21 protein-coding genes and 1 pseudogene are annotated in these 23,129 nt (G+C 49.0%); all 22 read left to right on the top strand.

The features are described from left to right. Positions 1-2 precede the first annotated feature (2 nt). Positions 3-275 (top strand): hypothetical protein, encoded by a 273-nt coding sequence (locus M0413_RS00180; RefSeq protein ID WP_249552748.1) that lies wholly within the window; start codon positions 3-5, stop codon positions 273-275. Further along, positions 265-834 carry a DUF3486 family protein gene (locus M0413_RS00185; protein ID WP_249552749.1) on the top strand — a complete coding sequence of 190 codons (570 nt, stop codon included), beginning with the start codon at positions 265-267 and terminating at the stop codon, positions 832-834. The genes M0413_RS00180 and M0413_RS00185 overlap by 11 nt, the downstream gene beginning before the upstream one ends. Beyond that, complete coding sequence (locus M0413_RS00190; RefSeq protein ID WP_249552750.1) at positions 834-2,495, top strand: hypothetical protein; 1,662 nt, start codon at positions 834-836, stop codon at positions 2,493-2,495. The genes M0413_RS00185 and M0413_RS00190 overlap by 1 nt, the downstream gene beginning before the upstream one ends. Then, a complete protein-coding gene (locus M0413_RS00195; RefSeq protein WP_249552751.1) occupies positions 2,495-4,042 on the top strand; it encodes a DUF935 domain-containing protein in 1,548 nt (515 codons plus the stop codon). Before M0413_RS00190 ends, M0413_RS00195 begins: the two co-directional genes overlap by 1 nt. Then, the gene (locus M0413_RS00200) at positions 4,042-5,271 is read left to right on the top strand and encodes a PBECR2 nuclease fold domain-containing protein (RefSeq protein ID WP_249552752.1); all 1,230 of its coding nucleotides are present in this window, start codon (positions 4,042-4,044) and stop codon (positions 5,269-5,271) included. Before M0413_RS00195 ends, M0413_RS00200 begins: the two co-directional genes overlap by 1 nt. Before the next feature lie 95 nt (positions 5,272-5,366). Continuing rightward, positions 5,367-5,825: a phage virion morphogenesis protein gene (locus M0413_RS00205; RefSeq protein WP_249552753.1), complete on the top strand. Its 459-nt coding sequence runs from the start codon at positions 5,367-5,369 to the stop codon at positions 5,823-5,825. A gap of 176 nt (positions 5,826-6,001) precedes the next feature. Further along, the gene (locus M0413_RS00210) at positions 6,002-6,388 is read left to right on the top strand and encodes a hypothetical protein (protein ID WP_133182324.1); all 387 of its coding nucleotides are present in this window, start codon (positions 6,002-6,004) and stop codon (positions 6,386-6,388) included. A gap of 78 nt (positions 6,389-6,466) precedes the next feature. Continuing rightward, positions 6,467-7,597, top strand: coding sequence for a phage protease (locus M0413_RS00215; RefSeq protein ID WP_249552754.1), 1,131 nt, complete (start codon positions 6,467-6,469; stop codon positions 7,595-7,597). A gap of 7 nt (positions 7,598-7,604) precedes the next feature. Continuing rightward, positions 7,605-8,507 (top strand): Mu-like prophage major head subunit gpT family protein, encoded by a 903-nt coding sequence (locus M0413_RS00220; protein ID WP_133182329.1) that lies wholly within the window; start codon positions 7,605-7,607, stop codon positions 8,505-8,507. Positions 8,508-8,596: 89 nt separating this feature from the next. Further along, positions 8,597-9,112 carry an HI1506-related protein gene (locus M0413_RS00225; protein WP_249552755.1) on the top strand — a complete coding sequence of 172 codons (516 nt, stop codon included), beginning with the start codon at positions 8,597-8,599 and terminating at the stop codon, positions 9,110-9,112. A gap of 2 nt (positions 9,113-9,114) precedes the next feature. Next, the gene (locus M0413_RS00230; RefSeq protein WP_133182333.1) at positions 9,115-9,546 is read left to right on the top strand and encodes a gp436 family protein; all 432 of its coding nucleotides are present in this window, start codon (positions 9,115-9,117) and stop codon (positions 9,544-9,546) included. Further along, complete coding sequence (locus M0413_RS00235; RefSeq protein WP_249552756.1) at positions 9,543-9,953, top strand: phage tail terminator protein; 411 nt, start codon at positions 9,543-9,545, stop codon at positions 9,951-9,953. The genes M0413_RS00230 and M0413_RS00235 overlap by 4 nt, the downstream gene beginning before the upstream one ends. Positions 9,954-9,957: 4 nt before the next feature. Then, positions 9,958-10,866, top strand: a complete 909-nt coding sequence (locus tag M0413_RS00240; protein ID WP_249552757.1) for a phage tail tube protein — start codon at positions 9,958-9,960, stop codon at positions 10,864-10,866. A 14-nt stretch (positions 10,867-10,880) separates the two neighbouring features. Then, the gene (locus M0413_RS00245; RefSeq protein WP_249552758.1) at positions 10,881-11,210 is read left to right on the top strand and encodes a hypothetical protein; all 330 of its coding nucleotides are present in this window, start codon (positions 10,881-10,883) and stop codon (positions 11,208-11,210) included. Positions 11,211-11,389: 179 nt separating this feature from the next. Continuing rightward, positions 11,390-11,548 (top strand): hypothetical protein, encoded by a 159-nt coding sequence (locus tag M0413_RS00250; protein WP_249552759.1) that lies wholly within the window; start codon positions 11,390-11,392, stop codon positions 11,546-11,548. Further along, positions 11,541-14,402, top strand: coding sequence for a tape measure protein (locus M0413_RS00255; protein ID WP_249552760.1), 2,862 nt, complete (start codon positions 11,541-11,543; stop codon positions 14,400-14,402). Before M0413_RS00250 ends, M0413_RS00255 begins: the two co-directional genes overlap by 8 nt. A 91-nt stretch (positions 14,403-14,493) precedes the next feature. Next, positions 14,494-15,096 carry a hypothetical protein gene (locus M0413_RS00260; protein ID WP_133178280.1) on the top strand — a complete coding sequence of 201 codons (603 nt, stop codon included), beginning with the start codon at positions 14,494-14,496 and terminating at the stop codon, positions 15,094-15,096. Then, the gene (locus M0413_RS00265) at positions 15,093-15,707 is read left to right on the top strand and encodes a hypothetical protein (protein WP_249552761.1); all 615 of its coding nucleotides are present in this window, start codon (positions 15,093-15,095) and stop codon (positions 15,705-15,707) included. Before M0413_RS00260 ends, M0413_RS00265 begins: the two co-directional genes overlap by 4 nt. Positions 15,708-15,711: 4 nt before the next feature. Then, complete coding sequence (locus M0413_RS00270) at positions 15,712-16,113, top strand: DUF6950 family protein (RefSeq protein ID WP_249552762.1); 402 nt, start codon at positions 15,712-15,714, stop codon at positions 16,111-16,113. Continuing rightward, complete coding sequence (locus M0413_RS00275) at positions 16,101-21,731, top strand: phage tail tip protein J-related protein (protein ID WP_249552763.1); 5,631 nt, start codon at positions 16,101-16,103, stop codon at positions 21,729-21,731. The genes M0413_RS00270 and M0413_RS00275 overlap by 13 nt, the downstream gene beginning before the upstream one ends. Before the next feature lie 8 nt (positions 21,732-21,739). Beyond that, positions 21,740-22,156 (top strand): hypothetical protein, encoded by a 417-nt coding sequence (locus M0413_RS00280; RefSeq protein WP_249552764.1) that lies wholly within the window; start codon positions 21,740-21,742, stop codon positions 22,154-22,156. Between the two features lie 542 nt (positions 22,157-22,698). Further along, a pseudogene (locus M0413_RS00285) lies at positions 22,699-23,076 on the top strand (cation:proton antiporter domain-containing protein); the annotation flags it as partial. Positions 23,077-23,129: the final 53 nt, after the last annotated feature.

Below are 23,129 nucleotides of genomic sequence, written 5' to 3' on the forward strand. Positions count from 1 at the left end.
CCATGGCCGTTAAACCGTTAACCGCTGGCCAAAAGAAAGTGCTTTATCACTTAGCTCTGAGTTTGGTTGCCGCCAACCTCGAAAGAGAAGTGCTCAAGCCCATGATGGAAAAAGATGGCAAGCAGTATATCGAAGGGGACTTTCGTAAAAAGTACTTAGCCAAAATGCCCCAATGCGCACAGGCCGAGAGAGCACTGCAAAAGGCCATGGCTCAAGCCAATACCGATATTGCTGATTCATTGAAGCTTTCTAAAGGAGCTGACAATGGCAAATGAAACCCGAGGCCGCCGCTCTAAAGTGGATTTGCTGCCTGCCAATATCCGCAAACGCTTGGATAGCGGCCTGCGCGATGGCTCGATTCAGCAAATTGATCTGCTTAATGAAATCAATGCCCTGATTAAAGCCGCAGGCTTACCAGAAGAACAGCTGCTTTCCCGCGCTGGCATTAATCGCTATGCCACCAAGATGGAGGCAGTGGGTAAATCCTTGCGCGAGATGCGTGAGATCACCCAAGTGTGGACGGCAGAACTGGGCGATAAACCCACGGGCGAAGTCACCAAACTGATCCTTGAAATGGCTCGTTCACAGCTATTTAAAGCCCTGTTAAACGAGTCTGAAACGGGCGAAGGTGCCGACGTCGGCATGATTAAAGATGCCATGTTAGCGGTGCAGCGTTTGGAGTCTGCCGCCATGGCCAGCCATAAACGCGAGAAAGAGATCCGCCAAGCCTTTGCCACCGAGGCCGCCAATGCCGCTGAGAAGGTGGCCAAGTCAGCTGGCTTGACCCGCGAGGCCGTGGCCCAGCTAAAAAATGAAATCTTGGGGATTGCATAATGACGATTAAAAGCAAAGTTCTCGGTGTGGCCACAGCGGTAGCGTTAGCTATAACACCAACGGCAAGCAGTTTTGATCCCACGTATGAGGCAAGTTGCCTAAGTCGCTTTGATCCTAAAGAGGTGCTGCTCGGTTATCAGAAGCGCTGGATTGCCGACGATTCGCCACTCAAGATTGCCGAAAAATCACGACGCACCGGCTTAACGTGGGCCGAAGCTGCCGACGCCTCTTTAACTGCTGGTGCTGCCCGTGGCCAAGGTGGTACCAACCATTTTTATGTGGGCAGCAACAAGGAGATGGCGCGGGAGTTTATCGATGCTGCGGCCATGTGGGCCAAAGTATTCGACAAAGCTGCGGGCGAAATTCAAGAAGAAGTCTTTGTCGATGATGGCCAAGATGGCAAAGAGATCCTAACCTTTGCCATCTATTTTGCCTCTGGCTTTAAAATCCAAGCGCTCAGCTCTAACCCCTCAAACCTGCGCGGTATGCAGGGTAATGTGACCATAGACGAGGCCGCTTTCCACGAGCGCTTGGCCGAAGTGCTAAAAGCGGCATTGGCGCTGACCATGTGGGGCGCGAAGGTACGCCTAATCTCCACACATAATGGCATTGATAACCTCTTTAACGAGCTGATTAACGATTCCCGTGCAGGTAAGAAAGACTACAGTATTCACCGTGTCACCTTGGATGATGCCTGCGCCGAGGGACTTTACCAGCGTATTTGCCAAATCCGTGGCATAGCGTGGAGCCAAGCCGCCGAAGATGAGTGGAAAGCCAAGCTGCTTAAGGCTACCGCTACCGAAGAGGATGCGTTGGAAGAATACTTCTGCGTACCTAAATCGGGCGGCGGCTCTTATCTTAACCGTGCCTTAATTGAGTCTCGCATGGCAAGCATAGACCAGAGCAGCCCTGTGATCCGTCTGAAAAAAGATGATGCCTTTGGTCAATGGCCTGAGAGTTTACGGGCAGCAGAGATCCTTAAATGGTGTGAGGATGAATTAAAACCAGTATTAGATGCATTAGATCCAGAGCGGCCCCATTGTTTTGGGGAAGACTTTGCGCGTAGTGGTGACTTAACCGTGATTGATGTGGGTGAAATTGCCCAAGATTTACACATCAAAACTAAGTTGCAAGTGGAACTGAAAAACATCCCCTTTCGTCAGCAAGAGCAGATCCTGTTTTATATCATTGATCGCTTGCCTCGATTGCGTGGTGGGGCAATGGATGCACGAGGCAATGGCCAAGCACTTGCAGAATACGCCCAGGATAAATACGGCAGCGAAGTGATCGCCTGCGTGATGTTGTCCGAGGCATTTTACCGCGAACACATGCCACGCTTTAAAAGTCATTTTGAGGATGGTTTGCTCACTATTCCAAGGGACGATGATACCTGCACCGATTTGAGAGCCTTAAGCATTAACCGTCGAGGCACCCCATGTCTTGGTGATGTTCGCACAGGCCAAGAAAAAGAACGCCATGGTGATGCTGCGATCAGCCTGTTTTTGATGGTCTATGCCGCTTCAATGGATGGTTGTGCCATTGACTTTACCCCATTACCTAAATCCGCTAGCCGCTGGGACGGTAATGGCAATAGCCGCGATTATAACCACCACGCTGATGAAGATAGTGATTATAGCGTGTCGACTAAAGGAGGCTGGTAATGGCCACGCCAGAGCAAATTAAACAACGGCTGGGGCGTGCAAACCCCGCCTTAAATAATCAACAAACCGACCGTGCCCAAGTGGGCTTTATTCGTAAAGAGTGGGCTGAGCACCCTACCAGTGGATTAACTCCTGCGCGATTAGCAGCGATTATGCAGGATGCGGAATATAACAATCTCACGGCCCAGTTTGATCTGGCCGATGATATTGAAGAGAAAGACGCCCATATCATGGCCGAACTACAAAAGCGCAAGAATGCGCTGCTGGGTAAAGCATGGCAAATCGTGCCACCACCAAACGCCAGCAAGGATGAGCAGCGTGATGCGGATATGGTCACCGATGTGATTAACGGCATCCCCGATTTTGAAGATTTGATCCTCGATATGGGCGACGGCATTTTACGCTGTGTCGCGAATAGTCAAATCCATTGGGATCAAGATGGCAGCATTTGGTACCCAAATAAGTTTGAGTCGATCCCCGCGCGTCGGTTTACCGTGGATGATGATAACCGTAACAAAGTGATGTTGCGCCTCGATGGTGGCGGTAAGGAAGAACTTTGGCCACTGGGCTGGGTACAACATACCCATAAAGCCAAGTCAGGCTATGTGGCGCGGGCGGGCCTAGTGCGGGTACTGGCGTGGCCCTTCCTGTTTAAGAACTATTCGGTCAGGGATCTTGCCGAGTTTTTAGAAATCTATGGCCTACCACTCCGTCTAGGTAAGTACCCTAATGGTGCCAGTAAGGAAGAAAAAGCCACATTGCTGCAAGCCATTATGAGCATTGGCCATAACGCGGGCGGGATTATCCCCAAGGGGATGGAAATTGAGTTTAAGGATGCGGCCCGTGGTGCGAGCGACCCTTATATGGCCATGCTCGACTGGGCAGAACGCAGCCAATCTAAGGCCATTTTAGGCGGCACACTCACCAGCCAAGCGGATGGTAAGAGTTCAACCAATGCCCTTGGTAATGTGCATAACGAAGTGCGCGAAGAATTGCTGCTCTCAGATTTGCGCCAAATTGCCTCCACCTTAACTCGCGATCTTGTGTGGCCCTTGGTGATGATGAATGGCACCACCTTTGGCCATCCTCGCCGCCGTGCCCGCTTAGTGTTTGATACTCAGCAAGCCGAAGATTTAGTGCAGTTTAGCCAAGCAATACCCTCACTGGTGCAAGTCGGTGCAAAAATCCCCAGTGCCTGGGTAAATGAAAAGCTGCGCATTCCCATGCCCAAAGAAGGTGAAGCGATACTTGGACTCCCACAGGTTCCTAGTGCTATGCCCGTGGCGGCGCTTAAGCAAATGCCCAGTAAAGCCATGGAGCTGACCCCACTTACTCAGTCCCTTGCCAATGCCGCAGGGGCACAGCTGGATGCAGAGATCACAGGTATTGCCGCGTTAGTTGAAAAAGCTCAAAGCTGGGATGAAATCGAGCAAGTGCTGATAGATGCTTATAGTAACCAAGGAGCGGCAAAGTTGGCGGCGATTATGCAGCAAGCCATGTCTACTGCTGCGTTGGCTGGTCGCTATGATGTGGAGCTTGGTAACTAATGCCGTCAAAATCCGTGCCCTCAAAGTCAGCGCCCACAGCCCAATACGGCGGCGTACAATTTCAACAGGCTATCGAGTTTTTTCGGCAAAAGTTGAATATGCCAACACAGGCCTGGGATGACTTGTGGGGTGGTATGCACAGCCGCGCCTTTGTGGTGGCAGGGGCACAAAAGGCCGAATTGCTTACCGACTTACGACAATCGGTAGATAAGGCCATAAGCGAGGGCATGAGTTTAAACGAGTTTAAAAAGCAGTTTAAAACCATAGTGGCCAAGCACGGTTGGGATCATACGGGCAATGCCGACTGGCGAGCGCAGATTATTTACGATACCAATATGCGCCAAAGCTACAACGCGGGACGCTGGGATCAACTGCAACAGTTCCCCTACTGGCAATATAAACACGGCCATAGCGCCACCCCAAGGCAAGATCATTTACGTTGGCACGATATGGTGTTGCCAGCGAGTAGCCCGTGGTGGACAACGCATTTCCCACAGAATGGTTGGGGCTGTACTTGCTCGGTACGCGGGATGACTGAGGGCCAACTTAAGCGCCAAGGTTTAAGTGTTAGTCAATTGCCCGCTGATGAAAGCTATGAATGGGTAAACCCTAAAACGGGTGAAGTACTTAAGGTGCCTAAAGGGATTGACCCTGGCTTTGATTATTCACCAGGGCAAACCCATTTAGGTCAGCAGCTTACCGACAACGCTATGGCGCAATGGCGAGCGATTAAAAGCGAAGCCTGGGAGCCTCTCACCGCAGGGAACTGGCGAACCGCAGGCCGACCTGAGTTATTACCCTTACACCCTAATACTGTGGCCTTAGCCGACAAGGTAAGCACACAAGCCGAATTACAAACATTGGCCACTCAGGTACTCGGTGGGGCTGATACTGTGTGGCAAAGTGGCCCTTATCCTGTGTACGTAAATGCCGCCAGTTTAGCCAAACATATCGATATCGCCCGCGCTCCTTTGTTGCCGCTATTACCCGAAGTGTTAACCCAACCTGATGAAGTATGGGCATCCTTTGAGCGCCACAAAGGCACGGGCAAGATTGAGTTACGCTGGCGGATTATTCGGATGGTGAACGCGGGCAAGTACAAGGGGCAATTAGTGGTAGCACAAGTGACTAAAGGGGTGTTGGAGGCTTGGACATTTATCCCAGTAAAGCAACTGAACTACATGAATGGGCAAAGACAAGGGATGTTGATTTACAGCGCAAAGGAATGATTTAGGATCTTGCATAGTCTCGGCTATGCAGACAGCGGTTTACGGTATTGAGCCGAGCCTCACCTTCACCACTTGAACACTTAAGAGCATAGCACATGGCTGGTACACAGATCACTATTACTGAACAGGGTTTTGATGGTGCGGTTACTGCATTTCAACAGTTGATTGATCGAGGTCAGAATTTACAACCTGCTTTAAATGCAATTGCAGAGTATCTCTACCACAGCACCAGAAAGCGAATTGACGCAGGAGAATCCCCTGACGGAACACCATTTGCGGCGCTGAGCGATTATACCCTTAGTGTTAAAAGCCGTAACCAAGATAAGATTTTGATCAAGCGGGGTTACCTGTATAACTTGGTTTACCAAACCACCGAAGACCAAATGCAACTGGGTAGCACTATGGTCTATGCCGCTATGCATCAATTTGGTGGCACTACCGCGCCCAATAGCATGATCCCCAATAAAGCTATCCCAGAGCGTCCTTATTTGGGGGTTAGCGAAACCGATGAGGCCGAGATTATTGCCACCATTGGCGACTATTTAATGGCTTAGGGCTTATTTGGTGCTTGAGCGCCTAAAACGCGATTTAAGCGACGCAATACACAACTTGGTATAACGGCTTATCTAAAAACCACTTAAACGATTTCAGGAGGATTTAAACGGGTTTTAAACTGGGTTATGCTGCCGACCCATACTGAAACAAGTTAACTATCTATAAGGATATGCATGTGAAAAAGGCTTTACTCATTTTACTTGTTGCTTCGCTTACCGCTTGCGCTTCGCCAACCAGAACCGACACCGAAGAATTTACGGTTATTTCATCCGGCAACATTATGCCTAATAACGTGGCCCACTTTGTTGACTGTTTAACGGATGGTTTTAATAAAGCCCATTGGGGCGGGGTTAACATTGAGGTTCGTCAATCAACCCGCGCTACAGGGTTTAGAGTTGAAACCTATACAGGAACGATGAACTACCTGATTATGAGCGCCGATGTAATGAATGATGGCAAGGTTGCATTGTATGAGAGTAGTGCTGCGGCGCTCATTAATACCACTGGTGAAGTGGAAGCGTTTAAAGGTTGTTTAAGCCAATATCAAATCCAAATTAATTAATCCCGAAACCTTTCCAATCCGATAGTTTTACCGCTCACCACAGAATGGGTACTCACGTTAACTGAGTACCCATTTTTTATGCCTAGATTAAACGAGATTGCCATTGCTGTTGCTGCACTTTCAGTGAAAGCCTCTGCGTCAGAGACTGTGGGCACAGTGGCGTGCTCGCTAGCGCTAGAGTCTGGCGATACCAGTGTGCAGTTGCTCCCAGATGGATTGTTTAAGGCCACGGATGGCCGCCCATTCGATGTACCTACTGGCCAATGGCTAATGAATGATGCCGCTTGGCAATCTATCCAAGCCGCCGCCAAAGCTAAAGTGAACGACTTTCACTTTGACTATGAACACCAAACCCTTAACACCGAGAAAAACGGCCAACCCGCCCCTGCTGCGGGCTGGTTTAAAGGCAGCTCATTGAGTTATGTGCCAGGGCAAGGTTTGTTTGCTAATCCGGTGGAATGGACACCTAAAGCCAGCGCCCACATTGCTGCCAAAGAATACCGCTATATCAGTGCGGTATTTTCCTACAGCAAGACCACAGGCCAAGTGCTAGAGCTGCTGCACGTGGCCCTAACCAATCAACCCGCGCTCGATGGTATGCGTGCCATCGCCGCACTTAAAAGTTCTACACCTTACAACCCCACTAATGGAGACAACACCATGAATGAAGAGCTACTGCGCCTACTCGCAGCGCTCGGGATCAGCGTCGAGGGGGTAAACCTCGAAGATGCTGCCGCCCTAAAAGCGCTGATTGATAAGGCCATTGCTGCCGTTAAGGCAAACACCGATTCGGCCACGGCCGCAGCAACAGAAATTGCAGCGCTCAAAGCCAAACCAACTGGTATCGATCCATCTCAGTTTGTGCCTGTTGCGGCCTTTAATGAGTTGCAAGTGCAGGTGGCCGCACTCAGTAAGCAAGCGGGCAGCGATGCTGTGGCCGAGTTGCTGGACAAAGAAAAGGCCAAGATCTACGGCAAATCTGACCGTGAGTGGTTAGAAACCGTGGGTAAAGAAAAAGGCGTGGCAGCCCTTAAAGCCATGCTTAACGATCGCGTGGCCATTGCGGCACTCACCACCACCCAAACCACCACTACGACCACAGACCTTGATAAAGACAAGGGGTTAGCCGCCTTAACAGCGGAAGACAAAGAGGTCGCCGACTTACTTGGCATTAGTCACAAAGACTTTGCCGCTTCTAAAAAGGGGTAATTGACCAATGATTATTACACCAGCAACCCTCACCGCCCTGATGACTGGCTTTAATCAGTCATTTGAAAAGGGCAAGAGCCAAGCCGCAAGCCAATACAGCAAAATTGCGACAGTGATCAAATCGACCAGTAAGTCCAATACTTACGGTTGGTTAGGTAAGTGGCCTAAGTTCCGCGAATGGATTGGCGATCGTGTGATTAACGATATGACCGCTAGCTCTTACGCGGTAATCAACAAGCCCTTTGAATCTTCGATTGGTGTTGATCGTGACGATATTGAAGATGATGAAATTGGTGTATATGCGCCAATGTTTGAGGAAATGGGCCGTTCCTCTGAAGTCTTCCCTGACGAACTGCTGTTCCCGATGCTTGATGCGGGCACCAGTAGCTTGTGTTACGACGGGCAAAACTTCTTTGATACCGACCACCCAGTGTACGCCAATCACGATGGTACAGGCGCTGTGACCAGCGTCAGTAACTACGATAACAACGGTGGCGCACCGCAAACCAAGTGGTACTTACTCGATACCACCCGCGCTTTAAAGCCACTGATTTATCAAGACCGTAAGGCAATGCAGTTTACTGCCATGACCAAGCTGGATGATGAAGCGGTATTTACCTCTAAACAGTTCCGCTATGGCGTAGATTGCCGTGCTAACGGCGGTTACGGCTTCTGGCAAATGGCCTATTGCTCCACCAAGCCATTAACCGCCGCCAATATCTGGGCCGCAATCCAAGAAATGCGCGGGTTCAAAGCCGATGGCGGCAAGCCATTGGGTATCAAGCCCAATATGCTGGTGGTACGCGGTACTCAGCAACAGGCCGCACTCGAAGCCATGAAGCAAACCATTAATGGCGACACCAACACCTTGGCAGGTCAGCTCGAAGTGTTAGTGGCTGATTATATGTAGGAATAAGGACGCTCTGCGATTAGAGCGTCACGTCATTCCTTCAAGGGTCTAGTGTCTAGGCCCTCGTATTTCTTAGGAGAACCCATGTTATGTCTCAGAAAACGATTGTTGTTACTTGCAGTGCCCATGATGGCTATCGCCGTGCGGGTGTCGGATTTGCTAAAGGCAAAAATGAATTTGAAGCAACGGCATTTACCGATGCTCAGTTACAAGCCATTAAAGCTGACCCACGTTTGGTGCTTAGCATCGAAGAAGCTGCACCTGCAAGCTTACCTAGCACGGGTGACACCAGCACGGTTGGTTTGGCACAAACGCAAGGGAGTGTGGGCGCTGCAAATAGTGCAGATGGTGTAACCACCACTGAGTTAACAGGCACTATTGGCGGCGTCGTAACCCACGATGGCGAGCAAAAGAGCTTGGCTGATATGACAGTTCCTGAGCTGAAAGAGCTGGCTGAGTCATTAGAAGTTGTCGGTTTTAAGAGCATGAACAAACCTGATTTAGTCGCTGCCATTGCGGCAGTTCAGGTGCAAGTGCCTGCCGATGCCCAGAATGATGCCACTAGTGATGCGGCCACAGCACTGACCACTGAGCAAGGTGCATAACGATGAGCTACGCCACGCCCTATGCGACCCTAGCCGATATGCAAAACCGCTTTAGCGAGGCTGAGCTTATTGATTTAAGTGATCGTAGTGGCGCTGGTGTGATGGATAGCGCGGTGATTGATGCCGCGCTTAATGATGCGAAAGCCACGATCGATGGCTACTTAGCCGCACGTTATCCATTGCCCCTTGCAACTGTGCCCGATGTATTAAATCGGGTGAGTTGCGACTTAGCCCGTTACTACCTATACGACGAGCGAGCAACGGAGCAAGTCACCAAGCGCCACGATGATGCACTTAAACTGCTAGATAAAATCAGCAATGGCTCAGTGACCTTGGGCTTACCTGTGACAGACACGCCAGAAGGTAGCAATACCTCCGAGGTGCAATCGGCAGGCTCTGTTTGGTCACGCCAGTCAAGCAAGGGGTTTGTATGATCTCTATCCCTGATTTGATCATCGACCGCCTTAAGACTCAGTTCGTTGATGTTGAAGGCTTAATCGCGCTCAGTGACTTGCAGGATAAAAACGTACCACGGCAAAAGCTGTTTGTGCTCGATTTACAAGAGCGTGTAGGCCCGTTAGTTGAAGGCATGGGGCTTTATCGCCAAAACATCGCCACAACAATTGGTGTGCTGCTCGTCGTGCCTGCCCGCAATAATGCCCAGCCTGATGTGATTGCAGAGCGAAACCAGATCCGCCAGCTGCTCTATGGCTGGGAACCCCATGAAGATTACACGCCGCTGTACTTAAGCGGTGGCCAGTTACAACCATCGCGCCCAGGCACAGTTGCTTGGCTCGATAAATTTACGACTGAATACACGGAGGACGCCCTAGGCGTTTAACACTATGGCACGTAAAACACGTAAAAAAGCATTACTGTTTGCCCTCGAAGCCACCTACGGCGTGGATGCGATAGCCGCAGGCGTCCCCGTGGCTGTGCTCGGGCGAGATGTCAAAATCGTCCCTATGGCTGGGGACAATACCGAGCTGAAGTATGACGACGGCAAACTCGGCAATAGCCCAGAACTGGCAACCGAGGTCTATGCCACGGTTGAATTTAGCGTGGACTTGGCCGGAAGCGGCACCGCGAACTTAGCCCCAGCATGGGCACCACTGGTGCAAGCCTGCTCACGGGATATTACCCCTGGTGCATCCAGTGTGGTGATGGCCATTAATGAAGACAGCACCGCCTCGCTGACAATGTACATGAACTACCACGGCGTACTGCATGCGCTATTAGGTGCCCGTGGCACCTTTAAAATCTCGGCTAAAGCCAAAGAACTGCCGAGCATTATGTTTACCTTTACGGGGCTATTTGTACCCGTAACGGCCGCCGCAATGCCCGCTACTAACTTTGACGCATGGAAAAAACCACAGCCAGTGGGCGTTAAACACAGCGCCTTTTCGCTAGCGGGAGCTGCGGCCAAACTGATTAGCTTTGAGTATGACCAAGCCAACACGGTTGCTTATACCGAATATGTGGGCTTTGAAGAAGTGCTGATCACCGACTTTAAACCCAGCGGTAAGATCATTATTGAAGCGGCTAGTCTGGCCGAGTTTGACCCCTTTACCTTAGCCGCCAACAACACCGAAGTGGCGATGGAGTTTAGCCACGGTAGCGCCCTTAACCAAGTGGTTTGGAGCAGCTCACGGATTTCGTTAGGCCGTCCAGAGTATGGCGATCAGGATGGCACACTGACCTATGAAATCCCGTTTAAACCCATTTCAACCATCGATCAATTAACCACTAAATAGCACCAGGAGAACTTATGTTTGTCTTTACCAAAAAGCGGATTGTTAAAGAATGGCCCGCCACCCTCAAGGTATCGGGCGATAAAGGCCAAGTAACTGAGCACGAGATTAGCGTCGATCTAGAGCTTATCCCTGAAGATGAATGGATTGCGCTGTTTCGTCAAAGCCCTAAAGCCGCATTTGATCGCGTGCTACTCGGGTGGAATGGCATTAGTGATGCGAATGGTGAACCTATGGAAGCCACCGCCGATAATCGCGCCGCGCTTTATCAATGGCAGCCCTTTAGTTTGGCCGTCACCAATGCTTACCTTCGAGCCTCAACGGGCGAAGCCGCAAGAAAAAACTAACTGATGGGTTACGGGCGTTATATGCCCGTAACCCATTAACCGATAAAGAACAGCGCGAACTCGATGATGATTTAAAAGCCCTTGGGATTGAGGCTGACATCGAGGATGACGACCCAGAAGTACTCTTTTGGGATGAGCACCAAAGCGCCCTGGTATGGTGGTGTCAAGTCGCGGAGTTAATGCGCTGGCAAGGCCGCGTGTGTGAAGGGCTTGATATTGTAGCGGTGAAAGCCGATGCCGAGATGGCAGAACGCCAGTACAGCAAGGATGACTATCTAAAACTGCGCCTTATCGCTGCCACAGTAACTCACATTTTTAATGAGCAATTAGATGAATGATTTAAAACTTGCACTGACATTAACCGCCGACGGCCGCCAGCTGGTGACTGTGGTGGGTGGTGCTAAAAAAGAACTCATCGGCTTAACGGGTGAGTTACAGGCCACCGGCACAGCGGGTAAAACGGCTGCGGTAGGATTGGATAAAACGGCCACCTCGGCGGATGATGCACGCCAAAGCTTTGGTGGTTTATATCAATCCGCCCTTGCGCTTGCAGGTGGATTAACCGCCATGGATCTTATTGATCGCGCCGATGAGTGGGGGCAAATGGCGTCACGGATGAAGATGGCCACCACCAGTGCGGCAGAGTATGAATATGCTCAATCGCGCATGGTGGCCAGCGCCAACCAAACCTATCGCAGCCTGACCGAAACCCGTGAAAACTTTACTCGTATGTCGCCGATTTTGCGCGACCTTGGTTATAACCTAAACCAGTCCATTGATATTGTGGACAGCTACAGCGCCTTGCTAGTGACTAACGCCGCCAGCGCGGATAAAGCACAGCAGGCACAGGATGCTCTGTCCCAGTCGATTCAGAAAGGCAAGGTTGAGGCCGATGCCTGGCAATCTATCTTTGGGGTAATGCCGAGTATCCTCAATAACCTTACCGCCGCCACAGGTAAAACTGGCGCGGAGATCCGCTTATTGGGCACCTCGGGTAAGTTGTCGATTACCGACCTGACCAATGCATTGTTGCAATCGCACCAACAAAACCTTAAAGCCGTAGAAGATATGCCTACAGCGGTGCGAGATGCGCTGACGGCTCTGAATAACGTCTATAGCGACTGGATTGGTAAAAGCAACGAAACCTATGGTGTTACCGCTACCCTTGCGAGCGGTATCGTTAGCTTAAGTGAAAACTTTGGCACCTTAGTGAATGTGGTTGAATTGGGGCTAGTCGTCGCGCTAGGACGCGGAACGGCGGCTCTAGGCACTCATGCAACTAGCTTGATTGCCAGTGAAGTGGCCAGTTATCGCACCAGAGCTGCAAGCATTGCAGCCGCACAAGCAGAACTGCAACGCGCAACTATGTTACGGTCATCGGTTATTTCGGCCGGACAAGCGGTCGTTGCCGAGGCTAGGCTCACGGCCGCCCGTCAAGCGCTGACCGTGGCAACAGGCACTGCAACGCTTGCAACCCGAACATTAAATGCCGCGTTATCGCTTGCGGGTGGCCCTGCTGGATTGGTGATGATGGGCGCGGCCGCCTTAGCCTATTGGGCTTTGACTGCCGATAATGCCACACAGCCTACAGATGATTTGAGCAGTAAGGTTGATAGTTTAGTTGGCAGTTATCAAAAGCTGACGGATCTTGAACGTCAATCTAAAGTCCGTGTACTTGGTACCGAAATGAAAGTGCTGCGGGATGAGTTGATTGCAACCACCGCTGAGATAGATAGGCTTAATCGAGAACCTGCCTTTGATGCATGGGGCGGCATGACAGGTAACGATGATCAAATTGCTCGTTTAAAAGCCCGTGCAGAAGAACTAAATAAGCAGCTCGACCTTGCAAGTAAAAAGCAGCAAGCGCTGTTTGCCGTGGGCATGCCAGAGATTAAAGCAGACCCGACTATCGTTGACCCCAATCTCACTAAAACTGCCGCTGAAATGTTGATCAATTTGCAAAAGCAGTTGACGCTTTACGGTAAAACCTCTGAGGCTGCCAAGCTGCGTTATGAGCTAGAAATGGGGGCGCTTAAAGGGCTTGATCCAATAATGGCCGACAAGCTTTCAAAAGTTGCTGCTGATTTGGATGCAGCCAAAGCTTCAGAAGAACAAACCAAGAAAAATAAAGATGCTGAGAAGCAACGCGAAGATCAACTTAAAACCTTACTGGGTGCTATTGACCCTGTTACCGCTGCTGCCAAGGAATATGCTAAACATGAGGCGCTATTAAAAAGCCATTTTGAATTAGCTAACGTACCGATTGCTGAGCGTACTCGCTTATTGGCACAACTGAAAAACCAGTATGAAGCGACAACGCCATATAGTCAGTTGCGAAACCAACTCGATCCTAAATATGCTGAAGAACAGACACATGCTAATAATTTAGGTGTTATCGATGCCGAAATTGCCAAAACCCCCGAAGATGATATAGCCAAACTCACTTACTTAAATAATTTGAAGATTGCTGAAAATGAACGCTTTGCTGAGGCAATGAAAGCTATTAATAAAAGCGTGGTTTTTGATTGGGATAAGATGTGGAACGATAGCGTAGCGCGAATGGCACAAGGGATTGGTAGCGCTACCGCCGACGCTATATTTGAAGCTAAGGATTTTGGTCAAGCCACACAGCAAGTACTTAAGGGCGTAGGCAAAGCAGCCGTGCAAATGTTGGTTGAATACATGGCTCAAAAAGCCTTAGCTGCGGCTTTTGATAATACTCTCATGGGTAAAAATGCCGCAGTGGCAACGACTACAGCGGCAAGTACAGCTGCATCGGTGACAGCCTCAATGGCACCCGCAGCAGCAACCACCTCGATCGCAACCATGGGTAGTGGTGCAATGATAGGCATGGCTGCTATGGTGGCAGCGATGGCTATGCTACCCCGTATCATGGGTAAGTTTCACGGCGGAGGAACCATACCCCGTGAAGGCACCTATCTCCTCGATGGTGGGGAAACGATTTACACCCGCCGCCAACAACAAACCTTGATGAATGCGATGCAGGCAACCGCGAATGGTGGCTCAGGAGGTAGCAATGTTGTGATCCAGCAAAGCAACACCATTGTGGTCAAAAACGATAGTGACGCCCAGACACTTGAGGATGTGCTGCCACAGCTTGTCCAAATGACGAAGGCTGCTGTGGTGGATGACCTTAATAACCGCGGCGAGGTGTTTCGCGCTCGGGGATAACGCTATCCCGAAACCTTTCCAATCCAGCTAAACAACGTAGTCAGTCACACTGGGCCATACCCTGATTTAGCGGCCCATTGTTGATTGACCTATGTTAATTTTTCCTGACGATATTTATCCCACTGAATGTGTGTGGCGCTTAAAAGCGCAAACGGAGGTATTTAGTAATCCGTTTAACAGCTCACGCCAAACGCTGGAACTGCCTGGTGCCGCGTGGGAAGCCCAGTTGCGCTTTGATACGCTTACCCGTGCGAAAGGGGCTACTTTGTTTGGCCTGTTAGCACAATTACGTGGCGCGGCTGGGCGTATTCTATTGTGGGATCATGCGTTTGCTAGCCCGCGTGGTAGTGCGTTAGGCGCACCAGTTGTGCATGGTGCTGGTCAGTTTGGGTATCAGCTAACGGTGCGCGGTTGCCAACCTAACACCCTGTTTTTACGCACGGGTGATTACTTTCAACTCAATAACCAACTCCACATTATGACCGCAGATGCGACTGCAAATGCATTAGGTCATTGTCAGCTTTTGTTTGAAGCGCCCATGCGGCATATCCCCAATGATGGCACCGCACTTATAACCCGTAAAGCAAAAGCCGTGATGATGCTAAAGGACGATGACCAAGGTGGTCGTCGTTCTACTAAGCGGCTGATCCTCTCCAGTTTAACCCTTTCACTTATCGAGGACGTCAGTCTATGAATCAGTTTATGACGGCTGAAATGCAACAGTGGTTACGTCGCCCCAATATCAGCGCCATTTTAATGACCGAACTCGATTTTGCCTCTGGCATGTTGCGTTTGCACTCGGGTGTCGGTGATGCCCTGTATCAAGGTTTGGTTTACAAGGGCACAGGGGTGCTGGGTAAAGTCGGCATGGTTAAGCAGTCAGGCCAAGTGCAACCCTACCGCCTACGGTTAACCTTATCGGGTATCCCACAAGAGCTAGCGTCGATCGCCTTAACCGAGCATTACCAGAATCGCCAAGGGAGTTTGTACTTGGCCGCCCTCGATAACTTTTGTCAAATCGTGGCTCGCGACACCTTGTTTAGTGGCCGCATGGATGTGATGAACATTCGCTTAGGCAACCCTTCAACTATCCAACTTGATCTTAATAGCCGTGGTGTGGATTGGAAGAACCCACGCAATAGCCGCTATACCGATGCCGACCAACAAGCCCGCTACCCTGGTGATAAGTTTTTTGAGTTTGTTAGCCAAATGGCTGAGAAAGAAATTTTTTGGGGCGTGCCTGGTAAAGCTGTGGGCGGTTCTGGCGGCGGTGGTGGACGTGGTACCGCGCAGAATCAAAGGTGATGAAATGACTAATAACTTCATTGAGTTTTTACCATATTACCGTCGCCGCCCTTTTGAATGGGGCCAATGTGACTGCTGCTTGTTCGTTGCTAACTGGGTGCAAAAAATGTGTGGTTTTGACCCAGCAGCAGAACTTCGCGGTCACTATCACAGCAAGTTAGGCGCAACGCGGGCACTACGCCGCGCGGGCTTTAACTCGGTTATGGATATTGCCGATGCTGCATTTGGTGAGCGTGTGGATGTATTAGCCTTAGCGCGTGGCGATATTGCGTTATTGATGCAAGACGATGCGCCAGCACTGGGGATTGTTTGGGGCGCAAATGTGTGGGCTATGGGTGAGCAAGGCGCAGTAGCGTTACCGCTGACGCTGGTAGAGTTTGGTTGGAGGTTGCCATGCCACCAGTAATCGTTGGTATTGCGGCGGGTGTCGCTGCTGCTGGGGTAGTCTCTACCGCTGCGGCCATTGCGATTGGGATTGGCGCTGCGGCACTGACCTATGCAGCCACGCCTAAGTTTGATGGTGGTAGTTTTGCTAACGAAGCCTTCTCACAACAGCAGATGCTGCGTAGCCCTGTCGAACCTCGGCGTGGGATTTACGGCAGAGCCATGGTATCTGGCCCTCTGGTGTTTGCGGAGGAAACGGGGACGGATAATGCCTATCTGCATTTAGTGATCCCCTTGGCTGGCCATCGATGTGATGGTATTGAAAAAATCTATTTTGGCGATGACGTAGCCTGGGCCAATGGTGCGCTAACGTCAAAGTATGCCAGTGTTGCACGGATCAAAATTCACCTTGGCAATCAAACCACCTCTGATCCTGATTTAACCGCTGAATGCCGCCAGTGGACATCGGCCCACGTTGGCTTTGGTGTCACGTACCTCTACGCTCGCCTCAAGTTTGATACCAAGGTATTCCCCAACGGTGTACCGAATATCAAAGCGTTGGTGCGCGGTAAACAAGTCTATGACCCCCGTAAAACCACCCATAACTGGAGTGACCCTGCAACGTGGGAATGGTCTGATAACTGGGCATTATGCTGCTTGGACTATAACCGCTTTGAGTCAGGCGTTGGAGCCGCAGCACACGAAATTGATTTAAGTTATTTTGCAGCGGCGGCCAACGATAGTGATCAACTGGTTGAATATAAAACGGGTAAATTTGAGAAGCGCTATACCTGTAATGGTACCTATAACACCGATGTGTCGCCTTCATCCATTATGGAGAAAATGCTAACGGCGGGCGCTGGCATGCATGTGTATGTTAGCGGCCAGTATCGGTTATATGCAGGCGTGTACCAGGGGCCAGAAGTACTGGTGTTAACCGAGGATGATGCCGCAGGTGATATTGATGTTAGGCCATATACGCCCCGTGCAGAACTGTGCAACGCAGTGCGCGGTACCTTTGTTGACCCTGAGAACTTCTATCAGCCAACGGACTTCCCGCCGTATGAGTCTAGCTATTATCGTGCCCAAGACGATGGCGAATATATTGATCACGATTTAGATCTGCCCTTTACCCAATCAGTATGGACAGCCCAACGCCTAGGTAAACTGTACTTAGAGCAGAAGCGTGCAGGCATGCAAATCTCTATGCCCGTTAAAATGATTGGGGTAGCAGTGAGCGTGGGTAAAGTTGTGGGCTTAAGCCTGCCACGCTTGGGGATTGATGGTACCTTTCAAATCGTCGATTGGCAGTTTGATTACGGTAAACCTGTTAGTTTGATTTTGGTTGAAACCTCACCCGAGTTATTTGACTACGCAATGGGTAGTTATACCGAGCGAGACTTAACCCCTAACGTTATTTTACCCAATCCGGCTACGGTACCAACGCCAGTTGGTTTGCAGTACGTTGAATATCAAGATGATCCGCAATGGCAAGGCGAACTGACATGGAGCGCCCCAGCGAATAACAGTAGCTATCGCTATGTTATTGAGGTGAGCAACGGCTTAGGTGAAGTGGTTTATCAAACCAACGCAGACGCCACCCACTTATTGCTGCCAAAATTTGATGCAGGTTTTTATACCGTATCAGTATGGGCGCTAAACCTTTTTGCCAACCGATCTAATGCTCCTGCCACCATCACTATTGGGGCTACTTTGCCTGCGCCAGTGACGGGAATTGAAGTGATTGCGGGGCCATTAACGCTAACACTCCGCCCCACAACCGCCGCTGCGATTGCGCAAACTACACAGTTTGAGATCTTAGGTAGCATCACCAACAATATCGCTGATGCGGCGCTTATCGGCACAGGTAAAGACGCTGTATGGCCAGATAGACACCCTAATACCCGATATCAAGTGTGGGCGCGTACCATTAATAACTACGGTGCCAGCAGCTGGTATGGCCCTGTGCAAGCCACAACCTCGGCGGATAACTCATCGATCATTGACCTGATTGGTAACACGTTTAAAAGCTATACCTGGTTTGCATGGGCTGATGATAACCAAGGTACAGGCTTTACTACCGTAGAAGCCTTGGGTGATGGTAAAGCCTATATGGGCCTTGCTACTGATAAACCAACAGCTACCCCAAGCGGTAACTGGCAGGATTATACCTGGTCAAAGATTAAGCCAGATATAGGCCCAATCTTTACGCCAGAGGAAGAAGCCAAGCTTGATAATTTATTAGCTGGTAAGTTGCCGAACGCTCCTGACAAAGACATGCTGGCCGCGCAAGATGCGCTTAATAACCCTGCCTTAGCTAACAATCTGATCACTGCGTTGTCATTACTTAACCAAGGCATTAACGCGCCAGCCCTCGGCGGTGAAACGCCAGCCAGCGCACAGGCTAAGGCTGATTCGGCTAAGGCTGCTGCCCTTGCTGATCCAGCACTGAGAAACGATGCGTACTATCGGACTTTACCTGACTTTTTCTTTGAACGCGGCTTGCTTTGTTACTCAACAGGTTATGAAGGCCCATCCGAAAATTTATTCTCACTCAATTATGATCCTGCTTTCTCAGTGGTTAAAGATGGTGAGCATGGCGGAAACATTCTGAGGGTAAACGGTGAGCGTTGGGTTTACGGTATCGGTTTAATCCCTGTTGATACCAGCAAACGCTATAAAATGCGTATAAAGGTAAGGCAATTCTCTAATGGTACAGGCCGCCGCGAGGTGTACGCAGGCGTTGTAACACTCGATAAAAATCTTAACTTCATTTATTCAGAACCAGGAACGCACCGTTATTGCTGTGCGATTGGTGTAAATATTTCTGAAGCAGATGGATGGCATGTTCTAGAGGGCTATATCACTGGTGCAGGTAATGATTCATTTAATCAATTTAGGGTTGGTACCGCGTATATTCGCCCTATGCTGATTGTTAACTATGCCAATGGTAATGGCATTGCAGATATTGACGAACTGTCATTCTATGAAGTTACTGATAAAGGCGATTTAATCGCCATTGGTATGGAAACCAGCGCCGATGCCCAAGCAAAAGCTGAGGCGGCAAAAAATGCGGCGATAGTTGCCGCTGCTGCCGATGCAAGTGCTAAAGCCAATACCGCAAGAGCACAGGCCGAGGCCAGCGCCGCGCTTGATGCGCTAAACAAACAAAACTATGCCATATCTACTGCTAAATCTTATACAGATAACAATCGTGATGGGGCTAACCTCGTTAAAAACAGTGCGTTTTTGATGGATACTGTTGGCAATATCACTTCATTCACAAATATCCCTGGTTGGAATGGTTGGACATTTAACATTAATACCTACCAGATTGAAGTTTGGAGAAATGGCGATTGGGCGTTAAAAGGTGGAGCTACTGCCGTTTTATATCAAGCAGGTACCGGAACAGGAACCACGAATAAAGATTTAACCTTACATACTGAGAATATCCCCGTTGTAGCGGGAAAAAAATATTGCTTTGCTGGATATTTAGGTGTGCATCGCTGTAGTGCCGCGTTATTTGGCGCTTTTTACGATAAAGATGATACACAGTTATTGGTAACACAATTTTCAATGGTTTATTTCTCCGAAGGCTACATTGGTGGTAGAACCACTAATAGCTTTAAGCGATTACAATCATTTGGAATTGCACCTTCTAACGCAGCATATATGCGTTTATACGTTAGAAAATATGATACCGATGATGGTTTTCCTGATAGTTACCTGTTTTTTACTAGGGTGTCTGCTTGTATTGTTAGTTCAGACACAACAGTTGCCCCTGAATGGACGCCAGGGCTTGAATATACCCCTGATGTGCAAAATGATAATGCGATAAAAACCATAGAATTAGGTAACTTTAACGCCAACATAGGATTAATTAATACTCTACTTGCAAGCTCAGGTTTGTTTGACGCGCTTAAAGCACGAATCGGTAATTTTGGCGGCTTAACTGCTGAGACTATTGCATCATTAGCTATTGCTACCAATCACTTACAAGCTGGTGCTGTTACTGCTGAAAAACTCACGGCTGATACTGCATTAATCCAAAAACTGATTTCAAATATCGGTCTATTCAATCAGCTTCAAGCCCAAATTGCCGCTTTTGGTGGCCTTGCTGCCAACAGTATTGCTGCCAAAGCGATCACGGTTGATAAGCTAGATGTACTATCCCGCAACTTAGTAAATAACTTCAGCTTAACTGGTGATGCAAAGGGATGGAGCGGTTTTCCGCTCGTTGACCATTGGCATGCTGGGCAGTTGATTAAGGCAATGGAAATAACCACTTCAGGTAATGTGGAAGGGTTTTGTGAGCCGTTTGATATTGATCATAGCAAGATTTATGAGGTCAATTTTAGTATTCATCATGTAAGTGGTGGCTTATTCGGGCAGCGATATTTTGGCATGTATGCTGATGGTAATAACTCGGTTCAGTCATTTGACACTAATGGTAATTTTGTTGAGAACTCTGGCAATTTTTACTTTTGGTATGGACAAATGCTGGATGGTGAAACTCGAAAAATGCGAGCATATATCATCGGTGCTGATGTAGATGTTTCAGCCGTTCCAGAGTCATTAAATGTATTCTTTTTTTGCCGTTTGAACCCTGGTATTAAACGTGTTGGTTTAAGGGCGCTCAGTTATTACAACGGTGGTGTGGTAACAACTGATCGTTGGTTAAATCCATCGGTAACTGTCCTTGGCGGCGGCCAAATCTCAGCAAGTCAAATCATCGGTAATAGCGGCTTATTCGATAAGTTTAAAGCCCGCATAGGTGCATTTGGCGGCCTGACTGCCAATGAAATACAAGCCGATACCGCACTGATTAACAAGCTGGTCGGTACCAGTGCGTTATTCAATGATTTAGTGGCTCGTTTGGCTGTGTTCGGTGGGCTTACTGCTAACTCAATTGCATCCGATGCAATCCTAGGACGCCATATAAAAGCGGGTGAAAAAATCTCATCACCGATTATCGAGGGCGGCGAGGTTCGCTTGATTGGTTCCGCGTTTATGAAGGTGCAATCTGCAACAGCATTTGGCCCTGATGGGCTGGTTGAATGGTACGGGCCTAAACTGCTGCTCAACGGTTCACCTGATTGGGCTAACCTAAGAAAATCTAACGCGATAACTTATCTGGCTGCAAATGGTGACGCCTACTTTGGCGGTTCGCTCAGCGCGGGTGTGCTGAAAAATGGAGCACAAAATACCACAATAGTTCTTTATCCCGCGGCATCAATCGCTCTTGAAGTTGGGGCTTTTGGAACTAATGGCAAACCAAAGTCGGTTGTTGTTTCGTATAGTTGCAGCGCTAATTACTCACAAACAGTTGACCCAGGGAATGTCACAACAGCTGAAGTATTGCATTGGAAAGTGCAGCGTTTTATCGCCGGAAGCTGGCAAGATGTCTCAGGAGCTAGTGGTACATTTACAGGTACTGTATTCAAAGACGTGGATACAGAAACTTGGCCTACAACCACTTATCGTGTTTCGTATAACTGTGCAGGCAGTATGACATTCGTTGATAGTAATGCATCTACTGCAAATACAACGTACAGAATTTACATATCTAGTCACTCACGCCCGTTTTTAAACACCATTGTTTCACGTCAAACACTTTCACTTATATCAACAGAGCAATAGAGGTCATTATGGCATTTACATTACCAACCATTACGCTGGCATCGGGTTTAGAACTAACTAACCCTATGCTGGTAATTTCAGAGCTTAACGTAAGCAATAACTCTTCTAGTTCAGAGCGATTAGATATTATTGCCGCCCCTGGTGGTGATGGTGAAGCGGTAAATCAATCCTATAAAATCCTAAAGTCACAAAATGGCGGCTGTGGCTGTAGTGCGATAGTTAGCGTATTTATGTCACAAGCCGCGTTTGATGCTGGTAAGCCTCCAGTGGAGATTTTTAAGGATGGCCGTAACACTAAGGTATTCAGTATTAACTTGGATAATCCAGATTTTGACGGCATGACACCGCGCCAAGCAGCCTATGCTCACATGATAGCTTTGCCAGAGTTCGCAGGCGCTGTTTTAGTTGATGGGGTAGAGATTTAGCTGGATAAATAAAAGCCCCTCACGGGGCTTTCAGGTTAGTTGTTGAGCTGGTGTTTTAAGTTTTGCACATCCGTCAGAATAGAGTTTAAGTGTTCAAACCATGCTATATGACTCGACTGTCCCAGCTCGACTCGCTTACCCTCCAGGCAATCCATAAGTAATACAACCTTGTTTTCTATACTTTGAAACGAATCTGCATGAACTGCATGCATAAAATCTCCTTCTTATAAGTATGTTTGGGTTTTAACAAACAATAAAACAGATTCAAAATCGCGCAAATTTATGCCCGCATGAGTCAGTAAATTGTCTGAGAAAATTAAATCACAGAAATGCCCACTGCTTTTCTTTCGAAATGCAAGTCGAAAAACCGTGCGAGAGAGTGAAATTGTGGTATGGGAAAGGGATGTATACAGGGCGTTTAAACGAGGTTTAGATAGCCTCTCATCAGCGTTTAAACGTGATAGGCAAATGGGGCCAGTAAGCGATAGAATCAGATGATCAAGTTTGTAGCGACGCGTGATCATAATTCGCGCCGCGCTACACTCGTCACCTTTAAGGCGCCATTATGGTGGTTTATGTTAGTGGCTATTCCATTGGTGTTAACGGCGCGGGCGGTGAGTGTATATTTGCCCTATATCGGATTTAGGTTGGTTAAGTCTTACAATCCCTATGCCGAGTCGATACTTATCTGGGGTGGGCTCAGAGGCGGTTTAGCCTTGGCCATGGCGATGAGTTTACCCGAGGGCGTTATTATTGATTCACAAAGCGGTGTCGAGCTGCGAGAGCTTGTACTCGTAATGACCTATGCCGTGGTAGTGTTTTCAATCCTAGTGCAGGGATCGAGTATGACGGGGTTAATTCGCCGCAGTAATGCGGTGGCAACAGATACCAATAGCCAGATTGCGCCTGAGCGAACCTAGCCCTGCTGCGTTTAAGCTTGAGGCCTAAAATCCTAAAAGCCCTAAACAAGACA

The sequence above is a fragment of the Shewanella sp. 8A genome (assembly GCF_023475945.1).
In the GTDB taxonomy this organism is placed as follows: domain Bacteria; phylum Pseudomonadota; class Gammaproteobacteria; order Enterobacterales; family Shewanellaceae; genus Shewanella; species Shewanella xiamenensis.

What these genes read in the sequence shown, in the direction of transcription:
- M0413_RS00180 (WP_249552748.1), top strand. Translation starts at nt 3, where the DNA reads ATGGCCGTTAAACCGTTAACCGCTGGCCAAAAGAAAGTGCTTTATCAC.
- M0413_RS00185 (WP_249552749.1), top strand. Translation starts at nt 265, where the DNA reads ATGGCAAATGAAACCCGAGGCCGCCGCTCTAAAGTGGATTTGCTGCCT.
- M0413_RS00190 (WP_249552750.1), top strand. Translation starts at nt 834, where the DNA reads ATGACGATTAAAAGCAAAGTTCTCGGTGTGGCCACAGCGGTAGCGTTA.
- M0413_RS00195 (WP_249552751.1), top strand. Translation starts at nt 2,495, where the DNA reads ATGGCCACGCCAGAGCAAATTAAACAACGGCTGGGGCGTGCAAACCCC.
- M0413_RS00200 (WP_249552752.1), top strand. Translation starts at nt 4,042, where the DNA reads ATGCCGTCAAAATCCGTGCCCTCAAAGTCAGCGCCCACAGCCCAATAC.
- M0413_RS00205 (WP_249552753.1), top strand. Translation starts at nt 5,367, where the DNA reads ATGGCTGGTACACAGATCACTATTACTGAACAGGGTTTTGATGGTGCG.
- M0413_RS00215 (WP_249552754.1), top strand. Translation starts at nt 6,467, where the DNA reads ATGCCTAGATTAAACGAGATTGCCATTGCTGTTGCTGCACTTTCAGTG.
- M0413_RS00220 (WP_133182329.1), top strand. Translation starts at nt 7,605, where the DNA reads ATGATTATTACACCAGCAACCCTCACCGCCCTGATGACTGGCTTTAAT.
- M0413_RS00225 (WP_249552755.1), top strand. Translation starts at nt 8,597, where the DNA reads ATGTCTCAGAAAACGATTGTTGTTACTTGCAGTGCCCATGATGGCTAT.
- M0413_RS00230 (WP_133182333.1), top strand. Translation starts at nt 9,115, where the DNA reads ATGAGCTACGCCACGCCCTATGCGACCCTAGCCGATATGCAAAACCGC.
- M0413_RS00235 (WP_249552756.1), top strand. Translation starts at nt 9,543, where the DNA reads ATGATCTCTATCCCTGATTTGATCATCGACCGCCTTAAGACTCAGTTC.
- M0413_RS00240 (WP_249552757.1), top strand. Translation starts at nt 9,958, where the DNA reads ATGGCACGTAAAACACGTAAAAAAGCATTACTGTTTGCCCTCGAAGCC.
- M0413_RS00245 (WP_249552758.1), top strand. Translation starts at nt 10,881, where the DNA reads ATGTTTGTCTTTACCAAAAAGCGGATTGTTAAAGAATGGCCCGCCACC.
- M0413_RS00250 (WP_249552759.1), top strand. Translation starts at nt 11,390, where the DNA reads ATGCGCTGGCAAGGCCGCGTGTGTGAAGGGCTTGATATTGTAGCGGTG.
- M0413_RS00255 (WP_249552760.1), top strand. Translation starts at nt 11,541, where the DNA reads ATGAATGATTTAAAACTTGCACTGACATTAACCGCCGACGGCCGCCAG.
- M0413_RS00260 (WP_133178280.1), top strand. Translation starts at nt 14,494, where the DNA reads ATGTTAATTTTTCCTGACGATATTTATCCCACTGAATGTGTGTGGCGC.
- M0413_RS00265 (WP_249552761.1), top strand. Translation starts at nt 15,093, where the DNA reads ATGAATCAGTTTATGACGGCTGAAATGCAACAGTGGTTACGTCGCCCC.
- M0413_RS00270 (WP_249552762.1), top strand. Translation starts at nt 15,712, where the DNA reads ATGACTAATAACTTCATTGAGTTTTTACCATATTACCGTCGCCGCCCT.
- M0413_RS00275 (WP_249552763.1), top strand. Translation starts at nt 16,101, where the DNA reads ATGCCACCAGTAATCGTTGGTATTGCGGCGGGTGTCGCTGCTGCTGGG.
- M0413_RS00280 (WP_249552764.1), top strand. Translation starts at nt 21,740, where the DNA reads ATGGCATTTACATTACCAACCATTACGCTGGCATCGGGTTTAGAACTA.